This is a genomic window from Providencia alcalifaciens (assembly GCF_020271745.1).
Lineage (GTDB): Bacteria > Pseudomonadota > Gammaproteobacteria > Enterobacterales > Enterobacteriaceae > Providencia > Providencia alcalifaciens_B.
In genome coordinates this window covers 1,249,699-1,271,705 of record NZ_CP084296.1, presented here as the reverse complement: position 1 = coordinate 1,271,705, position 22,007 = coordinate 1,249,699, and the positions used below count along the sequence as shown (strand labels likewise).

Sequence of the window (22,007 nt, the reverse complement as noted above, 5' to 3'; positions counted from 1 at the left end):
CTGTTTTCATAAAAAGACGATTACGCGTCTTTATTCAGCCATTGCATATATTCGGTCACGCCTTCAGCAACGGTTTTAAACGGTGCTGTGTAACCTGCAGCACGTAATTTAGTCAGATCCGCTTGAGTGAAGCTCTGGTAGCGACCTTTTAATTTCTCAGGGAATTCAATGTATTCGATAGAGACATTTTTATCTTTATGGAATTCAGTGACGGCATCGGCAACCGCTTGGAATGATTCCGCGCGACCTGTACCACAGTTGAAAATGCCAGAAACGTTATTTTCCCAGAACCATAAATTCACCGCAGCCACATCGCCAACGTAAATGAAGTCGCGGCGGAAAGTGTCGCTGCCTTCAAACAGTTTCGGGGTTTGCCCTTCATTAATCTGTTTGTTTAAGTGGTAAGCCACGCTCGCCATGCTGCCTTTATGGTTTTCATTTGGTCCATAAACGTTGAAATAACGGAAGCCACATACTTGAGACTGAGCTTCAGGCATGATGTTGCGAACATATTGGTCAAACTGGAATTTAGAGTAGCCATATACGTTCAATGGTTTTTCAAATTCACGTTCTTCGATGAAATTATCGCTACGTCCACCATAAGTGGCTGCGGAAGAGGCATACAGGAAGGGAATTTCACGCTCTAAACAGTAATGCAGCAGCTCTTTAGAAAATTGATAGTTATTATCCATCATATACTTACCATCCCACTCAGTGGTGGATGAGCAAGCGCCTTCATGGAAAACAGCGTCAATATCACCAAAATCATCACCGGCAATAACGCTCACGATAAAGTCTTCTTTATCCATGTAATCGGCGATATCGAGGTCAACAAGGTTGGCAAACTTAGTACCATCTTTCAGGTTATCCACTACCAGAATATCGGTGCGACCCATTTCATTCAGGGCTTTAATAATATTGCTGCCAATAAAACCAGCTCCGCCAGTGACTACGATCATCGTGAATACCTCAAGTGGGTTAAGAATAAATGGATATAAAATTGGGGTCTATAATAACACCTCTTTGTGCAGACAACAGTATATCGGCCAGATAATTGTCCTAGTTGTCATACCTCGTCAGAGGGAATTATCGTGATCTTGTCTACAAACTTAACTTATTTGCTCACCAGATATCGCTAGTTCTAGTGACTATTATTAAACTCTGTAAACAACTTCTTTACAGGAACAAATCATGTCAGAACAATTTTACCAGCAGATTAAACAACAATTGGTGCAAATAGAAGCTGAAGGCTTGTTTAAACATGAGCGCATTATTACAACCTCTCAAGACGCTGACATTGAAATTCAAGGTGGGCAGCGCGTTATTAACTTCTGTGCAAATAACTATTTAGGCTTAGCCAATCACCCCGCACTGATTGAAGCAGCAAAGCAGGGTATGGATAGCCACGGTTTTGGTATGGCATCGGTTCGTTTTATTTGCGGTACTCAAGACAGCCATAAAATTCTTGAAAAGAAAATTGCGGATTTCCTCGGAATGGAAGATGCGATCCTCTATTCCTCTTGTTTTGATGCCAACGGTGGACTTTTTGAAACGCTATTAGGGCCAGAAGACGCCATTATCTCTGATGCATTAAACCACGCATCTATCATTGATGGTGTTCGCCTGTGTAAAGCCCAGCGCTACCGTTACAGCAACAATAATATGGTGGAATTAAAACAGCGCCTTGAAGAAGCCAAAGCCGCGGGTGCGCGCCATATTCTGATTGCGACTGACGGTGTTTTTTCGATGGATGGCGTGATTGCTGATCTGAAAACTGTCTGCGACCTTGCGGATGAATATAACGCATTGGTCATGGTAGATGACTCCCATGCTGTTGGTTTCGTAGGGGAAAATGGTCGCGGTAGCCATGAATATTGCAAGGTTATGGGACGCGTTGACATCATTACTGGCACACTCGGAAAAGCATTAGGTGGTGCATCCGGTGGTTATACTGCCGCCAAAAAAGAGGTCGTTGAGTGGTTACGTCAACGCTCTCGCCCATACTTATTCTCTAACTCTTTGGCGCCAGCCATTGTTGCCGCATCCATTAAGGTGATCGATATGATGACCGAAGGGCAAGAGCGCCGTGAAAAATTGTGGCGTAATGCGGTGTTATTTAGAGAAAAAATGACCGCAGCAGGATTTACATTAGCAGGCGCTGACCATGCCATCATTCCTGTGATGTTAGGCGATGCCAAGGTTGCTCAGCAATTCGCTTCAGAGCTATTAAAAGAAGGTATTTATGTCACTGGATTTTTCTATCCAGTGGTTCCGCAAGGACAAGCACGAATTCGCACGCAAATGTCCGCTGCACACAGTGAGGAGGATATTTTACACGCTGTTGATGCATTCATCCGTATTGGCAAAAAGCTTCAATTAATTTAGTCACAAAATTAATTTATTCATAAAATTAATGTAGCCATAAATAAAAGGTCGCCTATGAAAGCACTGTCCAAATTAAAAGCAGAACCAGGTATATGGATGACAGACGTTCCGAAACCGGAACTGGGACACAATGATGTGATGATTAAAATCCGTAAAACCGCCATTTGCGGAACGGATGTTCATATCTACAACTGGGATGAATGGTCGCAAAAAACCATTCCCGTTCCGATGGTGGTGGGTCATGAATATATAGGGGAAATTGTTGAGATTGGGCAGGAAGTTAAAGGGTTTAAAATTGGTGACCGTGTTTCTGGCGAAGGGCATATTACCTGCGGTCATTGCCGTAATTGCCGAGGTGGGCGCACTCACTTATGCCGTAATACCATTGGCGTCGGCGTAAATCGCCCAGGATGTTTTGCTGAGTATTTGGTGATCCCTGCGTTTAACGCCTTTAAAATTCCAGATAATATTCCTGATGAAATCGCGGCAATTTTTGACCCATTCGGTAATGCGGTGCATACGGCATTATCGTTTGATTTAGTGGGTGAAGACGTGTTGGTTTCGGGTGCAGGTCCTATCGGTATTATGGCGGCAGCGGTTTGCCGACATGTCGGTGCTCGCCATGTAGTGATCACCGACGTGAATGATTATCGTCTTGAGCTAGCGAAAAAAATGGGCGTAACCCGCGCAGTGAATGTGAGCCGTGAAAATCTTAAAGACGTCATGAATGAACTGGGCATGAAAGAAGGTTTTGATGTGGCGCTAGAAGTTTCAGGGGCGCCGGCCGCTTTCCAAACCATGCTAGACACCATGAATCATGGTGGCAGAATCGCGCTATTAGGTATTCCTCCATCATCGATGGCAACAGACTGGAGCCAAGTTATATTTAAAGGGTTGTTTATCAAAGGAATTTATGGGCGTGAAATGTTTGAAACTTGGTATAAGATGGCGACACTCGTGCAATCAGGTCTCGATTTATCACCCATCATTACTCATGAATTTTCTATTGATGATTTCCAAAAAGGCTTTGATGTGATGTGTTCAGGGCAGTCAGGAAAAGTGATTTTAAACTGGGATTAATTCAGAGTTAATTTATTAGCGCTAAAGGGTTTATAGGCAAAGCCTTTAAACCCTTTTTAATTTTTAGTCTTACCCGTTATGGCATTTTCTTTTCTGTAATTAGAGGTTGCAGGGTTTTATCTTGATAAATGGCCTCGACCACAAACATGAGTAGCTCGATGCCTTGCAGGCGGGTCGTTGGCAGTTCGATATCACATACACCTAACTCTGCGGGACTGACTGCTTTTTCAGGTTGCTCAGCAGCATCGTTGATAGGTGTAGGTTCGACAGTTGCCGGAGTGACATCTTCAGGAACTGTGGTTGGCTTAGCAGAATTATACGGTTCTTCTTCTGATTTGCTTGGGATTTTGGTCTCAAGCGTTGTTGCTGGCTGCGTTGGATTCACGCCTTCAGGCTGCATTCTGAGAGTCTTGCGTGGTTCGCCAGTTACTGGCTGATAGTTGACCAGTGTACTGACAGGCACAAGCTCAATATCCGCGGGAACCAATGGAATAAATTTTTGTAAGGCACGTACGGTTGATGGATGCGGGTGACCAATCGCAACCGCGCTGCCGTGTTTACGTGCGTAAGCAATGGCTTTATTCAGCTGTGTACGGGTTTCTTCTTCAGATTGGTGATTATCAATAAAAATATTGCGTTTCGTTGAGGGAACGCCGAATTCTTTGGCTGCATTCAATGCCTGTGTATTGCCAATCGTGACGCTATCTAAGAAAAAGAGGTTTGATTGCGCTAATGAACGCATGACATTACGCATCCCTGAAAGGCTGGAGGTCATCTCACTGCCCATGTGGTTGTTCATTCCTTTAGCATGAGGAACGCGGTTAATGGCATTTTTGATGATGCGGTCAACTTCTTCAGCACTCATCGAGGGTGCTAAAGTGTCTTTTTCAAGAGGTTGCTTACTCAATGGCTTCATGGGCATATGGATTAAAATATCCCGACCTTGCTGATAGGCCGTGGCCGCGACTTCAGCACCATGAGGTGAGTTAGGTAAAATAGCAATGCTAATGGCCGCCGGTAACGCTAGGATTTGATTATCTTCTTTGACTCGGTAACCGAAATCATCAATGACAATCGCGAGTTTAGCGGCACTCGCCTGAGAGCTGACCATGATAAGGAGCAGGCTAATCAGTAATTTCATCGGCGAGTGTCTTAACATAATTATTTTCCTAACTTTTTATAGCCTAGCATTTTATAGGCAGTGCGAAAGATTGTCGGGCTACCTTCCTAGCCATGGGCGAGGGTTAACGGTCTTACCTTGTCGGCGAATTTCAAAGTAAAGAGCAGGGCGTTCTTGGCCGCCACTACTTCCCACTAAAGCAATTGGCTGGCCTGCACGGACTTCTTGGCCTACACTCACCAGCGCACTTTGGTTATAGCCATATAGGCTCATATCCCCTTTACCATGCTCAACGACAACAACTAAGCCATAGCCCTGAAGCCAGTCTGCGAGTAGTACGCGACCATCTGCAATAGCCTTAACTTGGGTGCCTTCATTTGCGGCGATCACCATACCTTTCCAACGTAATTCGCTGGAGATCACATCCCCATAATTATGTAGGGTGGAACCGCGTACTGGCCAGATAGCTTGGCCTGCAGGACGACCTAAACCACCCGTTCGAGACATCAGAGATTGTTCACTTTCAGATGGCTTATACGTGGAGCCTTTCTGTTTTGCTTTTCTTTCTTTTTCAGCAACTTGAGCACGAATGCGTGCGGCTTCACGGGCTTCACGTTCGGCGCGTGCTTTTGCTTCACGTTCTGCTTTGGCAATCTTGTCACGTAGTCTGGCTTCGTTTTGCTTTAAGACCGCGAGGTTTTTCTGATCTTCTTTTAGTGAGCTTTCTAATGCGGTTAAGGTTTTTTGCCGTGAAGCTCGCGCATTATCGAGTTTTTGCTTTTCTTGTTGTTGGCGTGTGAGCGTTGTTTTTTGCTCGGCTTGTTTTTTTTGCTCTAACTGTTTCTGTTCGTGCAGCTCTTTGGTGGTTTCTTCCAGATCAAGAATGTTTTTTTCACGGGCTTGGTTGAGATAGCCATAATAAGCAAGCATTCGCTCTTCCCGCTGGCCTTCTTCACCCTTTAAGAGTAGTGATAAACCTTGGTGTTTACCAAGTCGGAATGCGGCATCTAACTGCTCAGCAAGCAGTTTTTCTTGTTCATTTTTTTTCTTTTGCAGCTGACTGATATTACTGGATAAGGAGGATATTTCTTTATCTAGCTGTTTTAATTGGTTTTGGGTTAGATGCAAATCACGGCTTGCAGCAGAAATACTTTGCTCTTGCTCTTTGAGCTGTTGAAGGAGATTACTTTTTTTAGTTTGCTGTTCTTTAACGCTTTTTTCTTTTTCAGCAATGCTTTTTAGTAGGTCATTTAATTGGCCTTTATTTTCGGTGATCTGATTCGCGAGCGCGACGTGAGAAGGCGCTAAAGTGAATAACCCCAAACCAAGCAGGGCAGAGATCATTGCCTGACGAACAAAAAATGTCTTTATTCGATGGGATGTATGGGCCATTGTGATAGATCACCTCAATTAAATGCAATAACTGATTATTTCATCTGCAAGTCCTGCTTTCCAGTGTTCTCTGAAAAATAGTCATAAAAACGCTTAAAAATTAAGAATATTGCTATTATTCGGTTTAACACTAAGTCAAATTATAGGCGTATTATCACTAAATTTTATTGTATATACTCTAAATAATGCGAGATGCAGCTAGGTGACTAGTGCGAATAAACGTAGTCAACAACGCAGCAACTTGAAGTATGGCGAGTATAGCTAGCGTTAAGGGACTTTTTTCTATTTCGATGGGAATTAATTTAGCGTCAAAGCCTAGTCTGAGCATGTTTATGTTAAAATGCCTGCGTACAGCTTTGAGAAAAAAATTCTTTTTTCAGTAAAAAGGTGTTAACTCTGCGAGTGTTTTCGCAAAAAAGACATTCTAGTTTGCGCTAACTGGCTGTAATTAGCTCAGCACAAAGGTATACTCTGAACCCTTTGATATTCGTTTTTAACTAACGGGAGTAATTGCCCCCCATGATCCAAGAAATCATGCAATTTGTCAGTCGTAACGCGTTTGTTAGTCTGACTTGGATAGTGTTATTTGTTGCTGTGGTCGTGATGACCTTCAGAAGCCTATTCTCTAAAACTAAAGTCATTGCGCGCACTCAAGCGATTACAATGATCAATAAAGAAGAAGCAGTTGTTGTGGACTTACGTACTCGCGAAGAGTTCCGCAAAGGGCATATTATTGATTCTATTAACTTAACACCATCTGAAATTAAAGATAATAATTTGGGTGAGCTGGAAAAACATAAACAGAAATCTGTGATTATGGTTTCTGCAAGTGGAATGGAAGCAACTAAACCTGCTGAACAGCTTGCTCATCATGGTTTTGAAAAAGTCTTTGTCCTGAAAGAAGGGATCGCCGGTTGGGCGGGTGAAAACCTACCACTGGCTCGTGGTAAGAAGTAATTATCCGGCACTGTAAAAATGTGCCGGCAACTGAATATATCTCGAAACTCTAATATGGAAGTAAGGTAATTATTATGTCAGAACAAAACAACTCAGAAATGGTATTTCAAATTCAACGTATCTACGCAAAAGACGTTTCATTTGAAGCACCTAATGCACCTCAAATCTTTCAAAAAGAGTGGCAGCCAGAGATCAAATTAGATTTAGATACTTCTTCAACTCAGCTAGCTGAAGGCGTGTATGAGGTTGTTCTGCGTGTGACAACTACTGCAACTCTGGGCGAAGAAACGGCATTCCTGTGTGAAGTTCAGCAAGCGGGTGTGTTCTCCATTGATGGTATCGAAGGCACTCAAATGGCACATTGCTTAGGTGCATACTGCCCGAATATCCTGTTCCCATATGCGCGTGAAACTATCACGAACATGGTGGGTCGTGGTACTTTCCCACAATTGAACTTAGCGCCAGTTAACTTTGATGCACTGTTCATGAATTACTTACAGCAGCAACAAGGTGAACAAGCGCAGAACCCTGAAGTTCAATAAGGTCGCTTAATGAATACTGCTTCAATGACAGTGATCGGTGCCGGCTCGTACGGCACCGCTTTAGCCATTACTCTTGCACGTAATGGCCATCAGGTGGTGTTGTGGGGGCATGACCCAGCACACATCCGTAAATTAAACCAAGAACGTAGCAATCAAGCGTTTTTACCTGGTGTTTCTTTCCCTGATAGTTTATCTCTCGAAACGGACTTAAAAAGCGCCGTTGAAGCGAGCCTGAATATCTTGATTGTGGTACCTAGCCATGTATTTGGTGATGTGCTCAAGCAAATCAAACCGTATCTAAAAGCGGGCTCCCGCATTATTTGGGCAACCAAAGGGTTAGAGAGAGATACCGGACGTTTGTTGCAAGATGTAGCGCGTGAGGTATTAGGAAACGAAATTCCGCTGGCGGTACTTTCTGGGCCTACTTTCGCCAAAGAGCTTGCAGCCGGTCTCCCTACTGCGATTTCAGTCGCCGCATCCGATAGCCAATTTGGTGATGATTTACAAAAATTATTCCATTGTGGCAAAAGTTTCCGTGTCTATAAAAATCCTGACATGATTGGTGTGCAACTTGGTGGCGCAGTGAAAAACGTCATCGCGATTGGCGCTGGGATCTCCGATGGTATGGGTTTTGGTGCAAACGCACGTACAGCGTTGATTACCCGAGGCTTAGCCGAAATGAGCCGCTTAGGTGTATCACTGGGCGCGGATCCATCCACATTTATGGGTATGGCAGGGCTTGGCGACCTAGTGTTAACCTGCACTGACAACCAATCCCGTAACCGTCGTTTCGGTATGATGCTGGGAAATGGTGTCAGTGTGGAAGTGGCGGAAAAAGAGATTGGGCAAGTGGTTGAAGGCTATCGCAATACCAAAGAGGTGAAAGCCCTTGCGGAGCGTGCCGGTGTTGAAATGCCAATCACAGAACAGATTTATCAAATTCTCTACTGCAATAAAAATGTGTTAGAAGCCTCCCAAGCCTTGCTCGGGCGTGCGACTAAAGATGAAATTGCAGACATGCCTAAGTTACCAAGCTAATAATAATCAAGCTAATAATAATCAAGCTAATAATAATATAGAAGAGAGCCATTATGTCGCGTGAAGAACTGGATAGAATTTGGGGTTACATTAAGGAAGAAGCCAAGGCGCTTGCTGACTGTGAGCCTTTACTTGCCAGTTTTTTTAACGCGACATTACTGAAGCATGACAACCTCGGTAGTGCGCTTAGCTATATGTTGGCGAATAAGTTGAGTTCGCCAATTATGCCCGCAATGGAAGTCCGCGAAATTGTGGAAGAAGCATACCGTAATGACGAGCAGATGATTTTTTCTGCGGCGATGGATCTTTCTGCTGTCCGTTTACGTGACCCTGCGGTGGATAAATATTCCACGCCACTGCTGTATTTAAAAGGTTTTCACGCCCTACAAGCCTATCGTATTGGGCATTGGTTATGGGGTGAAGGGCGTAAAGCGTTGGCCGTTTATCTGCAAAACCAAATTTCTGTCTCTTTTGGGGTCGATATTCACCCTGCTGCCCGTATTGGCTGCGGGATTATGCTCGACCACGCGACCGGGATCGTGATTGGTGAAACGGCGATTGTTGAGAATGATGTGTCTATTCTTCAGTCTGTTACGCTAGGCGGTACCGGTAAAACCTGTGGCGACCGTCATCCTAAAGTACGTGAAGGGGTGATGATTGGCGCTGGCGCTAAAATTCTGGGCAATATTGAAATTGGTCGCGGCGCAAAAATTGGCGCGGGCTCTGTAGTGCTGCACCCTGTTCCTCCTCATACCACAGTGGCGGGAGTTCCTGCACGTATTGTTGGTAAGCCAACAAGTGATAAGCCATCGCTGGAGATGGATCAAAACTTTAATGGTAACGTTGATGGTTTTGAAGGCGGGGATGGGATTTAAATAAAGTCAGTAGTGATAGCGGCAGGCAATGATAACTAATGCGGTATTTTCGATTGCATAAACTAGCCTGTTTGTTTCATCTATTCTACGAGACCAGAAGCCAGCTAAGTTTTCTTTTAGTGGCTCTGGTTTACCTATACCGCTGAATGGCGTGCTTTTCGTGTCTTCAATGAGTTTATTGATCCGCTTTAATGTCTTTTTATCTTGGTTTTGCCAGTATAGATAGTCTTCCCAAGCTTGATCCGTCCATGTTAGAAGTCTACTCATTGATTAGCTTTCTCTCTGAAATCTTACCCGCTTTAAATTGCTCGATGGATTTGTTGAGATGCTCTGCATTTGCAGGAGAGCGCAGTAGATAGATGGTTTCCATTAAACTATTGTAGTATTCCAAGGACATAACTACAGCCGCTTCAGAATCACGGCGGGTTATAATCGTCGTATCCATATCATCAACAACTCTATCAAGCACTGCTTTCAAATTGCTTCTAGCATCACTAAAGGAAATGGTTTTCATTGTATGATACCTATCTTGTACTATTTATTGTACAAATCTAACAGCAACTTAAAAGATGTTCAAGATTTGTTCTAAATCTAGCAAACGGCATAAGCAAACTAAACTAGTCTTTCAGCAGCGCACCCGGATACCCAAGCTGGCGCCAAGTTTCGAAAACCACAACGGCGACCGAGTTAGACAGGTTCATACTGCGGCTTTCTGCTAGCATTGGGATACGAATTTTCTGCTCGATTGGCATATTGTCGAGAACATACGGCGGTAGGCCGCGGGTTTCTGGTCCAAACATCAAATAATCATCTTCCCGATAACTCACATTGCTGTGGCTTGGCTTACCTTTGGTGGTCAACGCAAACACGCGAGCGCCTGTTGGCGACTGATTATTATCAGGATTTAACCCTTCACTTTCTAAGAATGCGTAATAGTCATGATGATGTTTGATATCCGCAAATTCGCTGTAATCTAGCCCTGCACGGCGTAAGCGTTTGTCATCCCAAGTAAAACCAAGGGGATGGATCAGGTGCAGACTAAAGCCAGTATTGGCGCATAAGCGGATGATATTCCCAGTATTGGGTGGGATTTCAGGTTCGAATAAAACAATATGTGGCATAACGTTAACGGCTATTGGTCGGGATGAAAAAGATGATGCAGAGTTTACGCGCAAATTTGGAAAGATGCATTAGTTGTGTCGATATGAGAGCGAAAGGCGAGCGGGTGGCTCGCCATTCTATTAATACTGGTAGACATAATGATAATCGTCAGATTTTTCATCAATACCATTAAGAATGGTGGCTGTAATTTCAATATTATTTTGTTTGAAATACTTAAGTGCACGTTCAATTTCTTTAACGGTATTTACGCCATAATAGGCCACTAAGAGTGATGTACCGGCATATTTTCCGATGATAGCCGGATCGGTAATCGCGAAAATGGGCGCAGTATCCAGTAGAACCATGTCATATTGATGTTTAACTGAGTCCAATAAATGCTTAAATTGCTCGCTCATCAGCAGTTCTGAAGAGTGTACGGTACTTTCCCCTCGGCTAATAATGTCTAAATTCTCAATAACTTGCTGGTGTATTGATACCGGGTTTCCACTGTGCTGAGATAAAAATTCTGAAAGCCCAGATTTATTTTTTAATCCAAATGTTTTATGGATATGTCCTTTGCGTAAATCGGTATCGATAAGCAGAATTTTTTTACCTGCATTGGCAAGGACGACCGCCATATTCGCAGTAATAAAACTTTTTCCTACACTTGGGGATGCACTTGTCACCATCACAATATTATTATCTTGATTCATAACGGAGAAATAGACACTGGTTCTTAATGAACGAATGGATTCTATTGCCATATCCGCTGGATTTTCAATCGCTAGGAGCTTTTTACGCTCGCGATGCCGTGATTTTTTTTCATGCAACGAGAATGGTACAGTGGCATAAACACGAACGCCTAGCGCCTCGAGATCTTCCGTATTTTTAATTTTATTATTGAGGATCTCTTTCGCGACCACATAGGTACAACCCATAATAAAACCCACTAAGGAGGCCAGCACCATGATTAAGCTTTTTTTGGGAGCGATGGCCACGGGATAAGACTCTGCAGAGTCAATAATTCGTACATCGGCTGTGATCCCCGAATTCAACACGCTGAGTTCGCGTTGTTTGGTCACTAACTGGTTATAAATAGCTTGCTCGGATTCCACATCGCGAGTTAAACGAATAATTTGCTGCTGGGTGTTTGGCAGTTGTTGAATGTTTTTGCTGGCTTTTTCTTTCTCGAGTAACAACTTTTGGCGTTTATCGAGTAAGGATTGATAAGCCGGGTGGCTGCGGGTATATCGTTGTTGAAGCTCCACTTCTTTAAAAGTCAGCTCATTTAGCTTTTCTTCTACATGCAATGCACTCTCAAGCGCGGATTTGGCCTCTAGCGTTAGGTCAATAGACTCATTTTGTTTACGAAACGTATTTAACTGATTTTCATAATGGTCGAGCTTGTTTTTTACTTTTGGTATGTAGTTATCTAGAAAAATCAACGTGTTGTTTGTAGCTTGTTTTCTATGTTCTCTATTCTGGTTAATATAATTTTGAATAACATTATCCAAAATCTCGATATTTTCTCGCTGATTTGTCCCTTTAATTGTTAAGTTAATAATGCCAGAGCCTTTACTGGCTTCATTCATACTGAGACGGCGTCGCAAATTTTCGATAGCAGAATAACGATCATTTTTTATTAAGGTCAGTTTTTCCCCACTTTGAGCGAGACATGAATCAATCAATAAGTGAATTTCTCCTTGCTTTAACGTGGTGCCAATTTGCCCATGGTAAATTTGGCCGGCAAGACTCAGCGTATATTGGTGACCATCTAAAAAGGTTAAAGTGGCAGGTTGACCGATTAAATCTGGAGGCAATTGGTACTCTGCAATATGAACAACGGGCGCATTACTTAGAAATCTGGAGAATATCGTTGAAGGCAAAATCTGAATATCTAGATTCAAGTCTGACACGGTTTTGCCTAACACCATTCTGGATTTAATGACTTCAATTTCTGAATCGATTTGCCCGCTATTGCCGCCAAAAAGCATCCCATCATTCATTTTTTCTAATAGTGATGCTTGGTTAACCTTATCGTACTGCAATGTGGCATTGGCTTGGTAAATAGGAGAAGCGAACCAGCAATACGCTCCGGCACTTAAAATGGCGACAACAGTCAACGCCGCTATGGTTAGCATGTTAGATTTCAGTGTTTTTAATATAGCGAGTAAGTCGATTTCATCGGTGTTTGGCGAATGTTTTTTTTCTGTATTGTTCATAGGGGCAATTGTTATATGAATAATTGGTTTATAGAGATAATGGTTTTATAAAATGAGCTTTTAAATAAGTTTAAATAGAGGCTAAATCTTTCCTTGCCATGAGCCGGCCGCTTTTTCTATAAGCTGATAGACATGCTCAAACATCTCCTCGCTATGTTTATAAGGATCAGGGATTTCGGTTTTATTCAGCCATTCACCAAATAGCATGACTTTGCCTCGGGTTTGCGGAAACTGTTGATAAAGTTTTTGGGTATGGCCGTTTTCCATTACGAGGATCAAGTCCGCCACTTGGCATAAATGCTCGGTCAAACGGCGAGAACGGTTTCCCTCCAAAGAGAGGTGATGGCTTTTTGCTATATGGCGAGCTTGAGCATCAGCCCGTTGATTTTCCAGCGCAATCAGGCCTGCGGAGTGGACCTTTTTTTGGGGAAAAAGCCCCTGCATTAAACGCTCCGCAGTGGGTGACCGGCAGAGGTTCCCCATGCACACGATAAGAATGTTATTGAACATAAGCATTTGATTAAAAATAAAATCACCATGCATAAATACGCTTAGTCCCTTCGGCAAGCTGGTTGTATGAGGCGATGGTTGGCAGTAATTGAGTGATTAAACGGTTCCACCGAACAACGGGTGCCGCTGTCACATAAACAAGGTCATAAGGTTGTAATTTAAATTCCGTTCCCATCACGAGTGACGTCGCATCGGAGAGGTCGAGCTGATAAATTGCAGCCATTTTGGAACGGTTTTTTTCGTCTTCAGAACCCGCCGTTGGTGCGGCTCTATGCGTTGACCGAATGACAAAAATCCCTGTCGCACTTGCGGTAGTTTGACTGAGTCCGTTGGCTTTACTTAGCGCTTCAGTGATGCTCATGCCCGCACGGTCGATAGTCAACGTTGAAGGTTGCCCCACTTCTCCCATCACAAAGACTTTTTGCGCATCATTACGGGGAACATAGAGAACATCGCCGGAGAGCATTAAGTCGTTTTGGGTTAAATCACCGTATTGGATTAACGATTGCAGCGAAATTTTTATCTCTTTCCCTCCACGGGTGAGGATCACATTGTCCCAGTCTGCTTTTTCGGTTAACCCGCCTGCGGTATTAAAGGCTTCCAAAATAGTAAGAGGGACATTGGTGATGGGTAAAGAACCCGGTTTAGTCACTTCGCCGGACACATAGATTTTTTGTGAACGAAAGGCGGCAATGCTGACATCGATTTGTGGTGCTTCAAGATAGGCAGCAAGTCGGGTGCTGACTAATTTTCTGATTTCACTGATTGTTTTACCAAGAACGGAGACTTTTCCAATATAGGGATAATAAATGGTGCCATCTGCGTGAACCCAATTCCCTGAATCCGCAGCGCTGCGATAGGAGCCTGCAGGGATAGTGAGCTCAGGGTGATTCCATACGGTAATTGCCAGCACATCCCCCACGCCAACACGATAGTCATAAGCGGCTAGCTGCGCTTCAAGCTGCGGATTAGATTTGGCGATCACGGGGGCAACCTGTATTTCGCTTAGCAGCTTAGGAGAGATAGGGTAAATATCCACAAGCTGGCTAATATCTTGCTTACCAGTATCAATAGTCTGTTTTCCTGATGTGGAAATATAGGTTCCCGGGGCGAGATGGCACCCAGAAACGAGGATGCTCATTGTGATAGTCATGAGGAATTTACTGAACATGATAATAGCCCTAAATCAGGATGGATAATGGTAATTTTTAGCAATCTAAGTTACGCGACAAAAATCTCGCACGGGATAATAGTTTAGTTTTAAATAAAAAACCAAATAATTCATCCAAAAATCGATGTTATATAAAAATATAATAAAATAAAAAACGTTATTGATGCGGGGAATATTTTGTGAATAAGGGAGGGCAGAGCTATATGGGGGAATCAGGGAGCGAATCAGGGGACGAGTAGGTTAATCGTGTGGTGAGAATAGAGTTTGAGGGAATAAAAAATGAAAAATAAAAAGGCGAGCTAGAGGCTCGCCTAATTGATGCTATATCAAGAATGATTTAGCGTTGATAACCGTTAGGATTCATAGATTGCCAGCGCCATACATCATCAGCCATATCCTGAATGTTATATTTGGCTTTCCAACCAAGCTCACGCTCTGCTTTTGCTGGGGTTGACCAATATTCAGCAATATCTCCCGCACGACGCTCGGCAATTTTATAAGGGATTGGTTTACCGACAGCTTTTTCAAAAGCAGCAATCACTTCCAGTACGCTAGTTCCCGTACCTGTACCCAGATTATAGATATAAAGCCCTGAGTCTTTGTTCATGTGATTTAATGCAGCAATATGCCCATCAGCTAAATCCATCACATGGATGTAATCGCGAACGCCAGTGCCATCTTTGGTAGTATAATCTCCGCCGAATACAGCAAGCTCTTTGCGGCGACCGACAGCCACTTGTGCAATAAACGGGGTCAGGTTATTTGGGATCCCATTAGGGTCTTCACCCATCAAACCGGAGTTATGCGCGCCAACTGGGTTGAAGTAGCGTAGTAAGGAAATTGACCATTCGTTATCTGAGATACTGAGGTCAGTTAAAATACGCTCAACCATATATTTGCTCGTGCCATATGGGCTGTTGGTATTTCCGACAGAGGATTCTTCAGTTAACGGGGTATGTTCAGGTTCACCATACACGGTCGCAGAGGAGCTAAAAATTAAGCTTTTAACACCCGCCTGACGCATGCTTTGTACTAACACTAAGGTGCCATTTACATTTACATCATAGTATTCAATCGGTTTTTCAACAGATTCACCGACTGCTTTTAAACCCGCAAAGTGGATTACTGAGCTAATGGAATGCTGAGCAAAAATGGTGTCCAAAATGGCTTTATCACGCACATCACCTTGATAAAACGTCGGTTTAGTTCCCGTGATAGTTTCAATGCGATTAAGCACTTCAAGGTTGGCATTATGAAGATTATCTAAAATAATCGGCTGAATACCTTGTTGGATCATTTGCACATAGGTATGGCTACCGATATAGCCAAGACCGCCGGTGACTAATACATAATTGTTGCTCATTCGTTTACCTTGATATTTGGCTATCAGCACAGTATTTATTTTAAAAAATCACATATCTCGTCTTTAGGTGTAAAATCTAAAGGAGAAGCTATCAATAAATCTCTAAGAGCTGATAAGTTATTTGATTGGCAATTTAATCGTAACTCGCTGATTATTTTTTCTAACTCTTCCCATACGAGGTATTTTTCATTTGCACTCATAATTAATGGATGAGTTGTCTTTAATATATTGTCTGTAATTAAAAGTTCTTCATAAAGTTTTTCACCAGGCCGTAGCCCTGTAACCTTAATTTCAATATCACCATCTTGGTGTAATTCGTCTTTTAAAGTCAGACCAGAAAGTTTTACCATTTTTGTTGCTAAATCAAATATTCTTACAGGTTCGCCCATATCAAGAACAAAAACATCACCATTTTTACCCATGGCACCTGCTTGGATAACTAATGATGCAGCTTCTGGTATGGTCATAAAATATCGAGTGATGTTTTGATGGGTTAATGTAATAGGGCCACCATTAGCAATTTGTTTTTCAAACAAAGGAACAACTGAACCTGAAGAACCTAAAACATTACCAAACCTAACCATTGAATATTGAGTACTTGATCCTCGATCCGCAAGTGCTTGCAATATTAGCTCCGCAAAACGTTTAGTTGCTCCCATGATATTTGTAGGACGTACCGCTTTATCAGTTGAGATCAAAACGAATTTCTCAACATTACACTCATTTGCAGCTTCAGCTACAGATAATGTACCGAAGATATTGTTTTTAATTCCTTCAATAATATTGTATTCGACTAAAGGAACGTGTTTATATGCAGCTGCATGATAAATTGTATTAATGTTATATTTTGAAATTATTTGGATTATTTTACTTTTATTTTTAACATCACCCAAGATAGGAATAATAACTGTATTTGTATTAACTATGGCGGATAGTTCTTTATGTATAGAATATAATGCGAACTCAGACATTTCATAAAGAACCATTAGGTTAGGGCTCTGTGATTTAATTTTTCTGCAAAGCTCAGAACCAATGGAACCACCTGCTCCTGTTATTAATATATTCTTCTCAAAAATATTTTTTTCTAATAACTCTGGGATAGGAGATACTTGCTTTCTACCGAGCAAATCTGTAATAGATACTCTCTTTAATGAGCTAAGTTTAGCTACACCATTTACGATATCATTAAAATCTGGAGTGCTGAGAATCTCGCAATTAGACTCTTCAAGTCTTTGTAAAATTTCTTTTTTTCTATGCGGATTGATTCTCGGCATAGCAAGTAATATTTTTTTGACATGATATCTAGAAATTAATTCTTCAATATCATCAATAGAATAAACTTTAATTCCTTGAATAATATTTTTTTTCTTTATAGGAGCATCATCTATATAACAAACTGGGTTTAATTCTTTATGCTCTTTTAAGATAGGAACTAATTGTCGTCCTGTTTCACCAGCACCGTATATAATAACAGGGATTCCTTTATTTTTAAAATGATGAAGGAAATTACGATAAAAAATACGTGAGCCTGCTAATAATACAGCTAGAAGGAAAAAATAAAGTATTGGAACAGTTCTTGGTAAGAAAGCTTGATGATACCAAGATAATATAATTAATAAAAATGAAGACGCGAAAGCGCCAACAAGAGCCCATCGTAATATACTTATGTTAACATATCGTATTACTGCGCGATAAAAACCAATGCGAATGAAGAATAAAATAGAGATACATGCAATGACAGTAATTATTAACCAGTGACTATAGCTGGTAATAGGCGTTTCTCTATCAAGTCTTAACCAGAATGCTGCCCAATATGAAAAATAAATTATAGCAATGTCAAAGAGCATTAAGATAATTGATTTTGTAAGTCTATTTTTACTTATTTCGTGTATTATCATGATAATAACATAATTCTATATAATTAAATCTTATTTATGGTTTTTATATTAAAATAGCAGCCATAAATAGAGAGCTAATTTAAAGTGTTATATTGAACGCCTAAAGTATAATGACTAATACTAATAAGCGTTAAAATAGTTAGAGTTATTTAGATGCTTGAATTAATATATTTCTAATCACATTTTTCATTTTTATTAATTCATCCTGTTTTAATGTAGGATGAACTAAAAACATGATGCTTGTTTCACCTAAAGTTACTGCATTTACTAATGGGTGTTTCGGTCGCCATGGGGTATTGTCAAAAGCTTTTTCTTTATAAATTTCAGAGCAGCTCCCTTGATAGGCAGGAACACCTTCGCTAACTATGGACTCAACGATTCTATCCCTAGACCAATCGGGTTTCATATATTCTGGATTAACAAAAATGTAATGCTTGTAACCAGCATGGGAAATGTAGTCAGGAATCTTAATACATCTTGCAATAGGCAGGTCTTTAATCGCGTCATTAATTAAAGTGCAGTTTTCTTGACGAATTCTAGTCCATTCAGGCATTCGTTTTAGTTGAATTCGACCTAATATTGCCTGTATTTCAGTCATTCGCCAGTTTGTACCGAAGCTATCATGTAACCATCTGAAGCCTGAAGGATGTGATTTATTGTATACAGAATCATAATTTTTACCGTGATCTTTGTATGACCACATTTTTGACCAGAAGGTTTTATTATTTGTTGTTACCATTCCACCCTCACCACCTGTAGTCATAATTTTATCTTGGCAAAATGACCATGCTCCAATGTCACCAATAGTTCCTACACTATGTCCTTTGTATTTTGCACCATGTGCCTGAGCACAATCTTCAATAACATAGAAATTATGTTTTCTCGATAATTCCATGATAGGGTCCATCTCTGCGGGCATGCCGGCTAAATGAACGACAATAACGGCTTTTGTATTGGGAGTTAGCACAGCCTCGATTGATTCAGCAGTTATTGCTTGGCTGTTTAGGTCAACATCCGCAAAAATAGGGTTAGCACCAGCAGTTACTATGGATGATGCTGATGCAAGAAATGTTCTTGGTGTTGTAATGACATCATCATTCGGGCCAATATTTAAGGCTTTAAGTGCAACATCTAAAGCGAGAGTACCATTAGAGAGTGCGACGGCGTAGTCACATCCAACCCAGTTAGCAAACTCTTTTTCAAATAACCGACATTCTTCACCCGTCCAATAATTTACTTTATTTGAGAGTAATACGTTCTTTACGGCGTCGGCCTCTTCATTTGTATAGGAAGGCCAAGGAGAAAATGGAGTATTAAGCATGATTATTACCTAATTAAAAAACTGTTTTAACGATATATTTTATATCAGAGATTAAAGACCAATTTTCGATATATTCTAGATTAAGCTTGATTTTATTTGGATAAATGACTTCATCATTATATTTCTGAGGGTTGTCTACAGAAGATAAAATTTCCTCTTCATTTTTATAGGCTATAGAAGCTGGGCCTGTAATCCCTGGTTTAATCGCAAGTATGAGTCTATTATTTCCAGTTAGTTTATCTGCATAACCAGGAACATCGGGCCTTGGCCCTACAAAACTCATATCACCTATTAACACATTGAATAATTGAGGAAGTTCATCAATTTTAGTTTTTCTAAAAAACTTTCCCATTTTTGTAATGCGAGGGTCGGAATCCTGTGTAATAGTTGTTACAGGAACAGAAACATCTCTCATCGTTTTCAATTTAATAACATGAAATATCTTTCCATTCTGTCCAACTCGTTTCTGGAAAAAGAAACCATTAGATTTTGTACTGATAGAGGCTGCTATCCATGAAATGAATATTAACCAACTAAAACAGATGATACCAATTAAGGAAAAGAATATGTCGAAAAGTCTTTTACCGGGCATTTTTACAGTCATATTAACGCTTTATCCTTTTAATAACACCATTGACACAATAAGAAAAAAAATAAAAATAACGTTTATATAATGGAATTTCATCAAATGATAAATACAGTTTTAATAGTCGTTTAGCGGCTTTGACTTTACCTTGAGAAATTTGTTTATCACGAATTCTATACTCAACAAGGATATCTTTAAGTCCATCCACTTTTAAATTTTTTAAAAGAAACGTAATCCATAAGTGAGCATCTTGATGTTGCCTTAGTGTACTAAACGAAAATTCGCCAGTGAGGTCTCTATTTACTAAAGCAGTTGAGCAGCCTATAGAGGTATTCATCATATATTGGTGTAAAGTGATTTGGCTGGAAGGGGATACCAACCCGCGTATTTTTTCACCGTTTTCATTAATAAAGCTATATCCAGTGCACACAACTGCTGTTTTAGGATTTTTTTGCAGGTAACTCAGCGAAATTTCAAGCTTATTGGGCTTCCATAAATCATCTGAGTCCAGAAATGCAATATAGGTACCTTGGACTTTCTGTAACCCTGCATTTCGGCAACCACCAGCTCCTTGATTTTGTTCAAGTTTAATTAAATGAATTCTAGGGTCATTAAAGGTAGTGATTTGCTGGATACTATTATCAGTTGATTTATCATCAATAATAATCAATTCCCAGTCGAGGTAGGTTTGGGAAAGTACTGATTGTATAGATTCAGCAATATATTTCCCTGCATTATAGCAGGGCATTATGATTGAGATTGTTGGGGCTGTACTATTCATAGTTATTAGTCATTACCAAACAGGTCACGGGTATAGACTTTGTCTGCCACATCATCCAGTTCAGGCACCATACGGTTTGCCAAGATAATGTCGCTTTCAGCTTTAAATGCGTCTAAATCACGAATGACTTTTGAGCGGAAGAATTCATCTTCTTTGAGTACTGGTTCGTAAACCACCACTTCAATCCCTTTGGCTTTGATACGCTTCATCACACCCTGCACCGCCGAGGCACGGAAGTTATCAGAGCCCGCTTTCATCACTAAGCGATACACACCAACTTTACGTGGCGCTTTGGCGATAATGGCATCCGAGATAAAGTCTTTACGCGTGCGGTTAGATTCAACAATCGCGTTAATCAGGTTATTCGGCACATCGTCGTAGTTCGCCAGTAACTGCTTGGTGTCTTTTGGTAAGCAGTAGCCGCCATAACCGAATGATGGGTTGTTGTAGTGGCTGCCGATACGCGGGTCTAAAGAAACCCCTTCAATGATTTGACGGGCATTCAAGCCACGGCTTTCTGCGTAAGTGTCTAATTCGTTGAAGTACGCCACGCGCATGGCTAAGAAGGTGTTCGCGAATAATTTAACCGCTTCCGCTTCAGTGCCGTCAGTAAACAGCACCGGTACATCTTTCTTAATCGCGCCTTCTAACAGTAAGTCAGCGAAAATCTGTGCGCGTTCAGAACGCTCGCCCACCACGATACGGGACGGGTACAGGTTATCCCACAGCGCACGACCTTCACGTAAAAATTCTGGGGAGAAAATCACGTTGGTGTAACCGAACTCTTCACGCAGACGCTCCGTAAAGCCCACTGGAATGGTGGATTTGACGATAATGGTCGCTTCTGGGTTCAGTTTGTTCACATCATGAATGACGGATTCCACTGAATTGGTGTTGAAGTAGTTGGTTTTTGGGTCGTAGTCTGTTGGGGTCGCCACAATCACGTATTGCGCGCCCGTATAGGCTTCGACTTTATCTTCGGTTGCACGGAAATTGAGTTGTTTTTCCGTTAGAAACTGTTCGATTTCGGTATCAATAATCGGGGATTGCTTATTATTAAGCATCGCCACTTTTTCAGGAATGATATCGACCGCCACCACTTCGTGGTGTTGGGACAGTAACATGGCGTTAGACAGACCGACGTAGCCGGTACCTGCGATTGCTATTTTCATAATTTGAATTTTCGACAATTAAATAAATTAGGTAAGTATTTACTCGTACCTAACGACAGTGCAAGGAGGAACAATGGTTCCTTCTTTTATATAAGATCCAGCGGTAACTACAGAATTTGCTGCAATCCATGATCCTCTTTCTATTACTATTTCTTGCGTACGTCCACGAGCATATCTATAACTGTTATTTTTTTTCCCATGATTGCTATCAATGATAACACTATTCATGGCGACTAAAACTTCATCATGAATAACAATGCTTATTCTTGAAAAAACATATGAGTTTGGTCCAAAATATACATTGCTACCACATGATATTCTTTGAATTCCTCGAATAGAGGCGCTTGCAGAAACTTGAAAGTTTTTACCACAAGATTTCATTGCAAAAGAGTAAAGAAAACCTCGAAATCTCATTATTATTGGCATATCAGGGAAAAGGATAAGAAAGGTTCTAATGAACCATGAGTAAATGAGCAATAATTTATTCTTCATG

At 41.3% G+C, this 22,007-nt stretch carries 22 protein-coding genes; 6 read left to right on the top strand and 16 right to left on the bottom strand.

Annotated features, from left to right (window positions below; genetic code table 11):
• Positions 1-20: 20 nt before the first annotated feature.
• A complete protein-coding gene (gene rfaD / locus LDO51_RS05880) occupies positions 21-959 on the bottom strand; it encodes an ADP-glyceromanno-heptose 6-epimerase (RefSeq protein WP_154603313.1) in 939 nt (312 codons plus the stop codon).
• A gap of 232 nt (positions 960-1,191) precedes the next feature.
• Between rfaD and LDO51_RS05875 the strand changes: the two genes are divergently transcribed.
• Positions 1,192-2,385: a glycine C-acetyltransferase gene (locus tag LDO51_RS05875; RefSeq protein WP_225576687.1), complete on the top strand. Its 1,194-nt coding sequence runs from the start codon at positions 1,192-1,194 to the stop codon at positions 2,383-2,385.
• A gap of 54 nt (positions 2,386-2,439) precedes the next feature.
• Positions 2,440-3,465, top strand: coding sequence for an L-threonine 3-dehydrogenase (gene tdh / locus LDO51_RS05870; protein ID WP_154638294.1), 1,026 nt, complete (start codon positions 2,440-2,442; stop codon positions 3,463-3,465).
• A 76-nt stretch (positions 3,466-3,541) separates the two neighbouring features.
• Here tdh and LDO51_RS05865 read toward each other — a convergent pair whose 3' ends face one another.
• A complete protein-coding gene (locus tag LDO51_RS05865) occupies positions 3,542-4,624 on the bottom strand; it encodes a divergent polysaccharide deacetylase family protein (RefSeq protein ID WP_225576686.1) in 1,083 nt (360 codons plus the stop codon).
• Positions 4,625-4,684: 60 nt separating this feature from the next.
• Positions 4,685-5,977 carry a murein hydrolase activator EnvC gene (gene envC / locus LDO51_RS05860; protein ID WP_225576685.1) on the bottom strand — a complete coding sequence of 431 codons (1,293 nt, stop codon included), beginning with the start codon at positions 5,975-5,977 and terminating at the stop codon, positions 4,685-4,687.
• Positions 5,978-6,499: 522 nt separating this feature from the next.
• On the opposite strand from envC, the gene LDO51_RS05855 reads away from it, so the two are divergent.
• The 4 genes from LDO51_RS05855 (at position 6,500) to cysE (ending at position 9,389) form a co-directional block, all read left to right on the top strand.
• Entirely contained in the window at positions 6,500-6,934 is a 435-nt protein-coding gene (locus tag LDO51_RS05855; RefSeq protein ID WP_225577231.1) for a rhodanese-like domain-containing protein, read from the top strand.
• Positions 6,935-7,008: 74 nt separating this feature from the next.
• Positions 7,009-7,476, top strand: coding sequence for a protein-export chaperone SecB (secB, locus tag LDO51_RS05850; RefSeq protein ID WP_006660561.1), 468 nt, complete (start codon positions 7,009-7,011; stop codon positions 7,474-7,476).
• Positions 7,477-7,485: 9 nt separating this feature from the next.
• Positions 7,486-8,514 (top strand): NAD(P)H-dependent glycerol-3-phosphate dehydrogenase, encoded by a 1,029-nt coding sequence (gpsA, locus tag LDO51_RS05845; RefSeq protein ID WP_225576684.1) that lies wholly within the window; start codon positions 7,486-7,488, stop codon positions 8,512-8,514.
• A 53-nt stretch (positions 8,515-8,567) separates the two neighbouring features.
• Positions 8,568-9,389 carry a serine O-acetyltransferase gene (cysE, locus tag LDO51_RS05840; protein ID WP_036950776.1) on the top strand — a complete coding sequence of 274 codons (822 nt, stop codon included), beginning with the start codon at positions 8,568-8,570 and terminating at the stop codon, positions 9,387-9,389.
• 6 nt (positions 9,390-9,395) lie between these two features.
• On the opposite strand, the gene LDO51_RS05835 is transcribed toward cysE, so the two are convergent.
• The 13 genes from LDO51_RS05835 to LDO51_RS05775 all read right to left on the bottom strand — a co-directional run bounded on the left by LDO51_RS05835 (position 9,396) and on the right by LDO51_RS05775 (position 22,006).
• A complete protein-coding gene (locus LDO51_RS05835; RefSeq protein ID WP_225576683.1) occupies positions 9,396-9,656 on the bottom strand; it encodes a Txe/YoeB family addiction module toxin in 261 nt (86 codons plus the stop codon).
• Positions 9,649-9,903 carry a type II toxin-antitoxin system Phd/YefM family antitoxin gene (locus tag LDO51_RS05830; RefSeq protein ID WP_006663215.1) on the bottom strand — a complete coding sequence of 85 codons (255 nt, stop codon included), beginning with the start codon at positions 9,901-9,903 and terminating at the stop codon, positions 9,649-9,651. Before LDO51_RS05830 ends, LDO51_RS05835 begins: the two co-directional genes overlap by 8 nt.
• A 103-nt stretch (positions 9,904-10,006) precedes the next feature.
• Entirely contained in the window at positions 10,007-10,510 is a 504-nt protein-coding gene (gene trmL, locus LDO51_RS05825) for a tRNA (uridine(34)/cytosine(34)/5-carboxymethylaminomethyluridine(34)-2'-O)-methyltransferase TrmL (RefSeq protein ID WP_006660558.1), read from the bottom strand.
• Positions 10,511-10,630: 120 nt separating this feature from the next.
• Entirely contained in the window at positions 10,631-12,712 is a 2,082-nt protein-coding gene (locus tag LDO51_RS05820; RefSeq protein WP_225576682.1) for a polysaccharide biosynthesis tyrosine autokinase, read from the bottom strand.
• A gap of 81 nt (positions 12,713-12,793) precedes the next feature.
• On the bottom strand, positions 12,794-13,222 hold the full coding sequence (locus LDO51_RS05815; RefSeq protein ID WP_225577230.1) for a protein tyrosine phosphatase: 429 nt from the start codon (positions 13,220-13,222) through the stop codon (positions 12,794-12,796).
• A gap of 22 nt (positions 13,223-13,244) precedes the next feature.
• A complete protein-coding gene (locus LDO51_RS05810) occupies positions 13,245-14,393 on the bottom strand; it encodes a polysaccharide export protein (RefSeq protein WP_282560324.1) in 1,149 nt (382 codons plus the stop codon).
• 337 nt (positions 14,394-14,730) lie between these two features.
• Positions 14,731-15,756 carry a UDP-glucose 4-epimerase GalE gene (gene galE, locus LDO51_RS05805; RefSeq protein WP_225576681.1) on the bottom strand — a complete coding sequence of 342 codons (1,026 nt, stop codon included), beginning with the start codon at positions 15,754-15,756 and terminating at the stop codon, positions 14,731-14,733.
• 35 nt (positions 15,757-15,791) lie between these two features.
• A complete protein-coding gene (locus LDO51_RS05800) occupies positions 15,792-17,654 on the bottom strand; it encodes a nucleoside-diphosphate sugar epimerase/dehydratase (protein ID WP_225576679.1) in 1,863 nt (620 codons plus the stop codon).
• 145 nt (positions 17,655-17,799) lie between these two features.
• Positions 17,800-18,975: a DegT/DnrJ/EryC1/StrS family aminotransferase gene (locus LDO51_RS05795; protein ID WP_225576677.1), complete on the bottom strand. Its 1,176-nt coding sequence runs from the start codon at positions 18,973-18,975 to the stop codon at positions 17,800-17,802.
• Positions 18,976-18,988: 13 nt separating this feature from the next.
• A complete protein-coding gene (locus LDO51_RS05790) occupies positions 18,989-19,579 on the bottom strand; it encodes a sugar transferase (protein ID WP_225576676.1) in 591 nt (196 codons plus the stop codon).
• A gap of 1 nt (position 19,580) precedes the next feature.
• On the bottom strand, positions 19,581-20,342 hold the full coding sequence (locus LDO51_RS05785; protein ID WP_225576675.1) for a glycosyltransferase family 2 protein: 762 nt from the start codon (positions 20,340-20,342) through the stop codon (positions 19,581-19,583).
• Between the two features lie 5 nt (positions 20,343-20,347).
• Positions 20,348-21,514 (bottom strand): nucleotide sugar dehydrogenase, encoded by a 1,167-nt coding sequence (locus LDO51_RS05780; RefSeq protein ID WP_132497003.1) that lies wholly within the window; start codon positions 21,512-21,514, stop codon positions 20,348-20,350.
• Between the two features lie 39 nt (positions 21,515-21,553).
• Positions 21,554-22,006, bottom strand: a complete 453-nt coding sequence (locus tag LDO51_RS05775) for a DapH/DapD/GlmU-related protein (RefSeq protein WP_225576673.1) — start codon at positions 22,004-22,006, stop codon at positions 21,554-21,556.
• Between the last annotated feature and the right edge of the window lies 1 nt (position 22,007).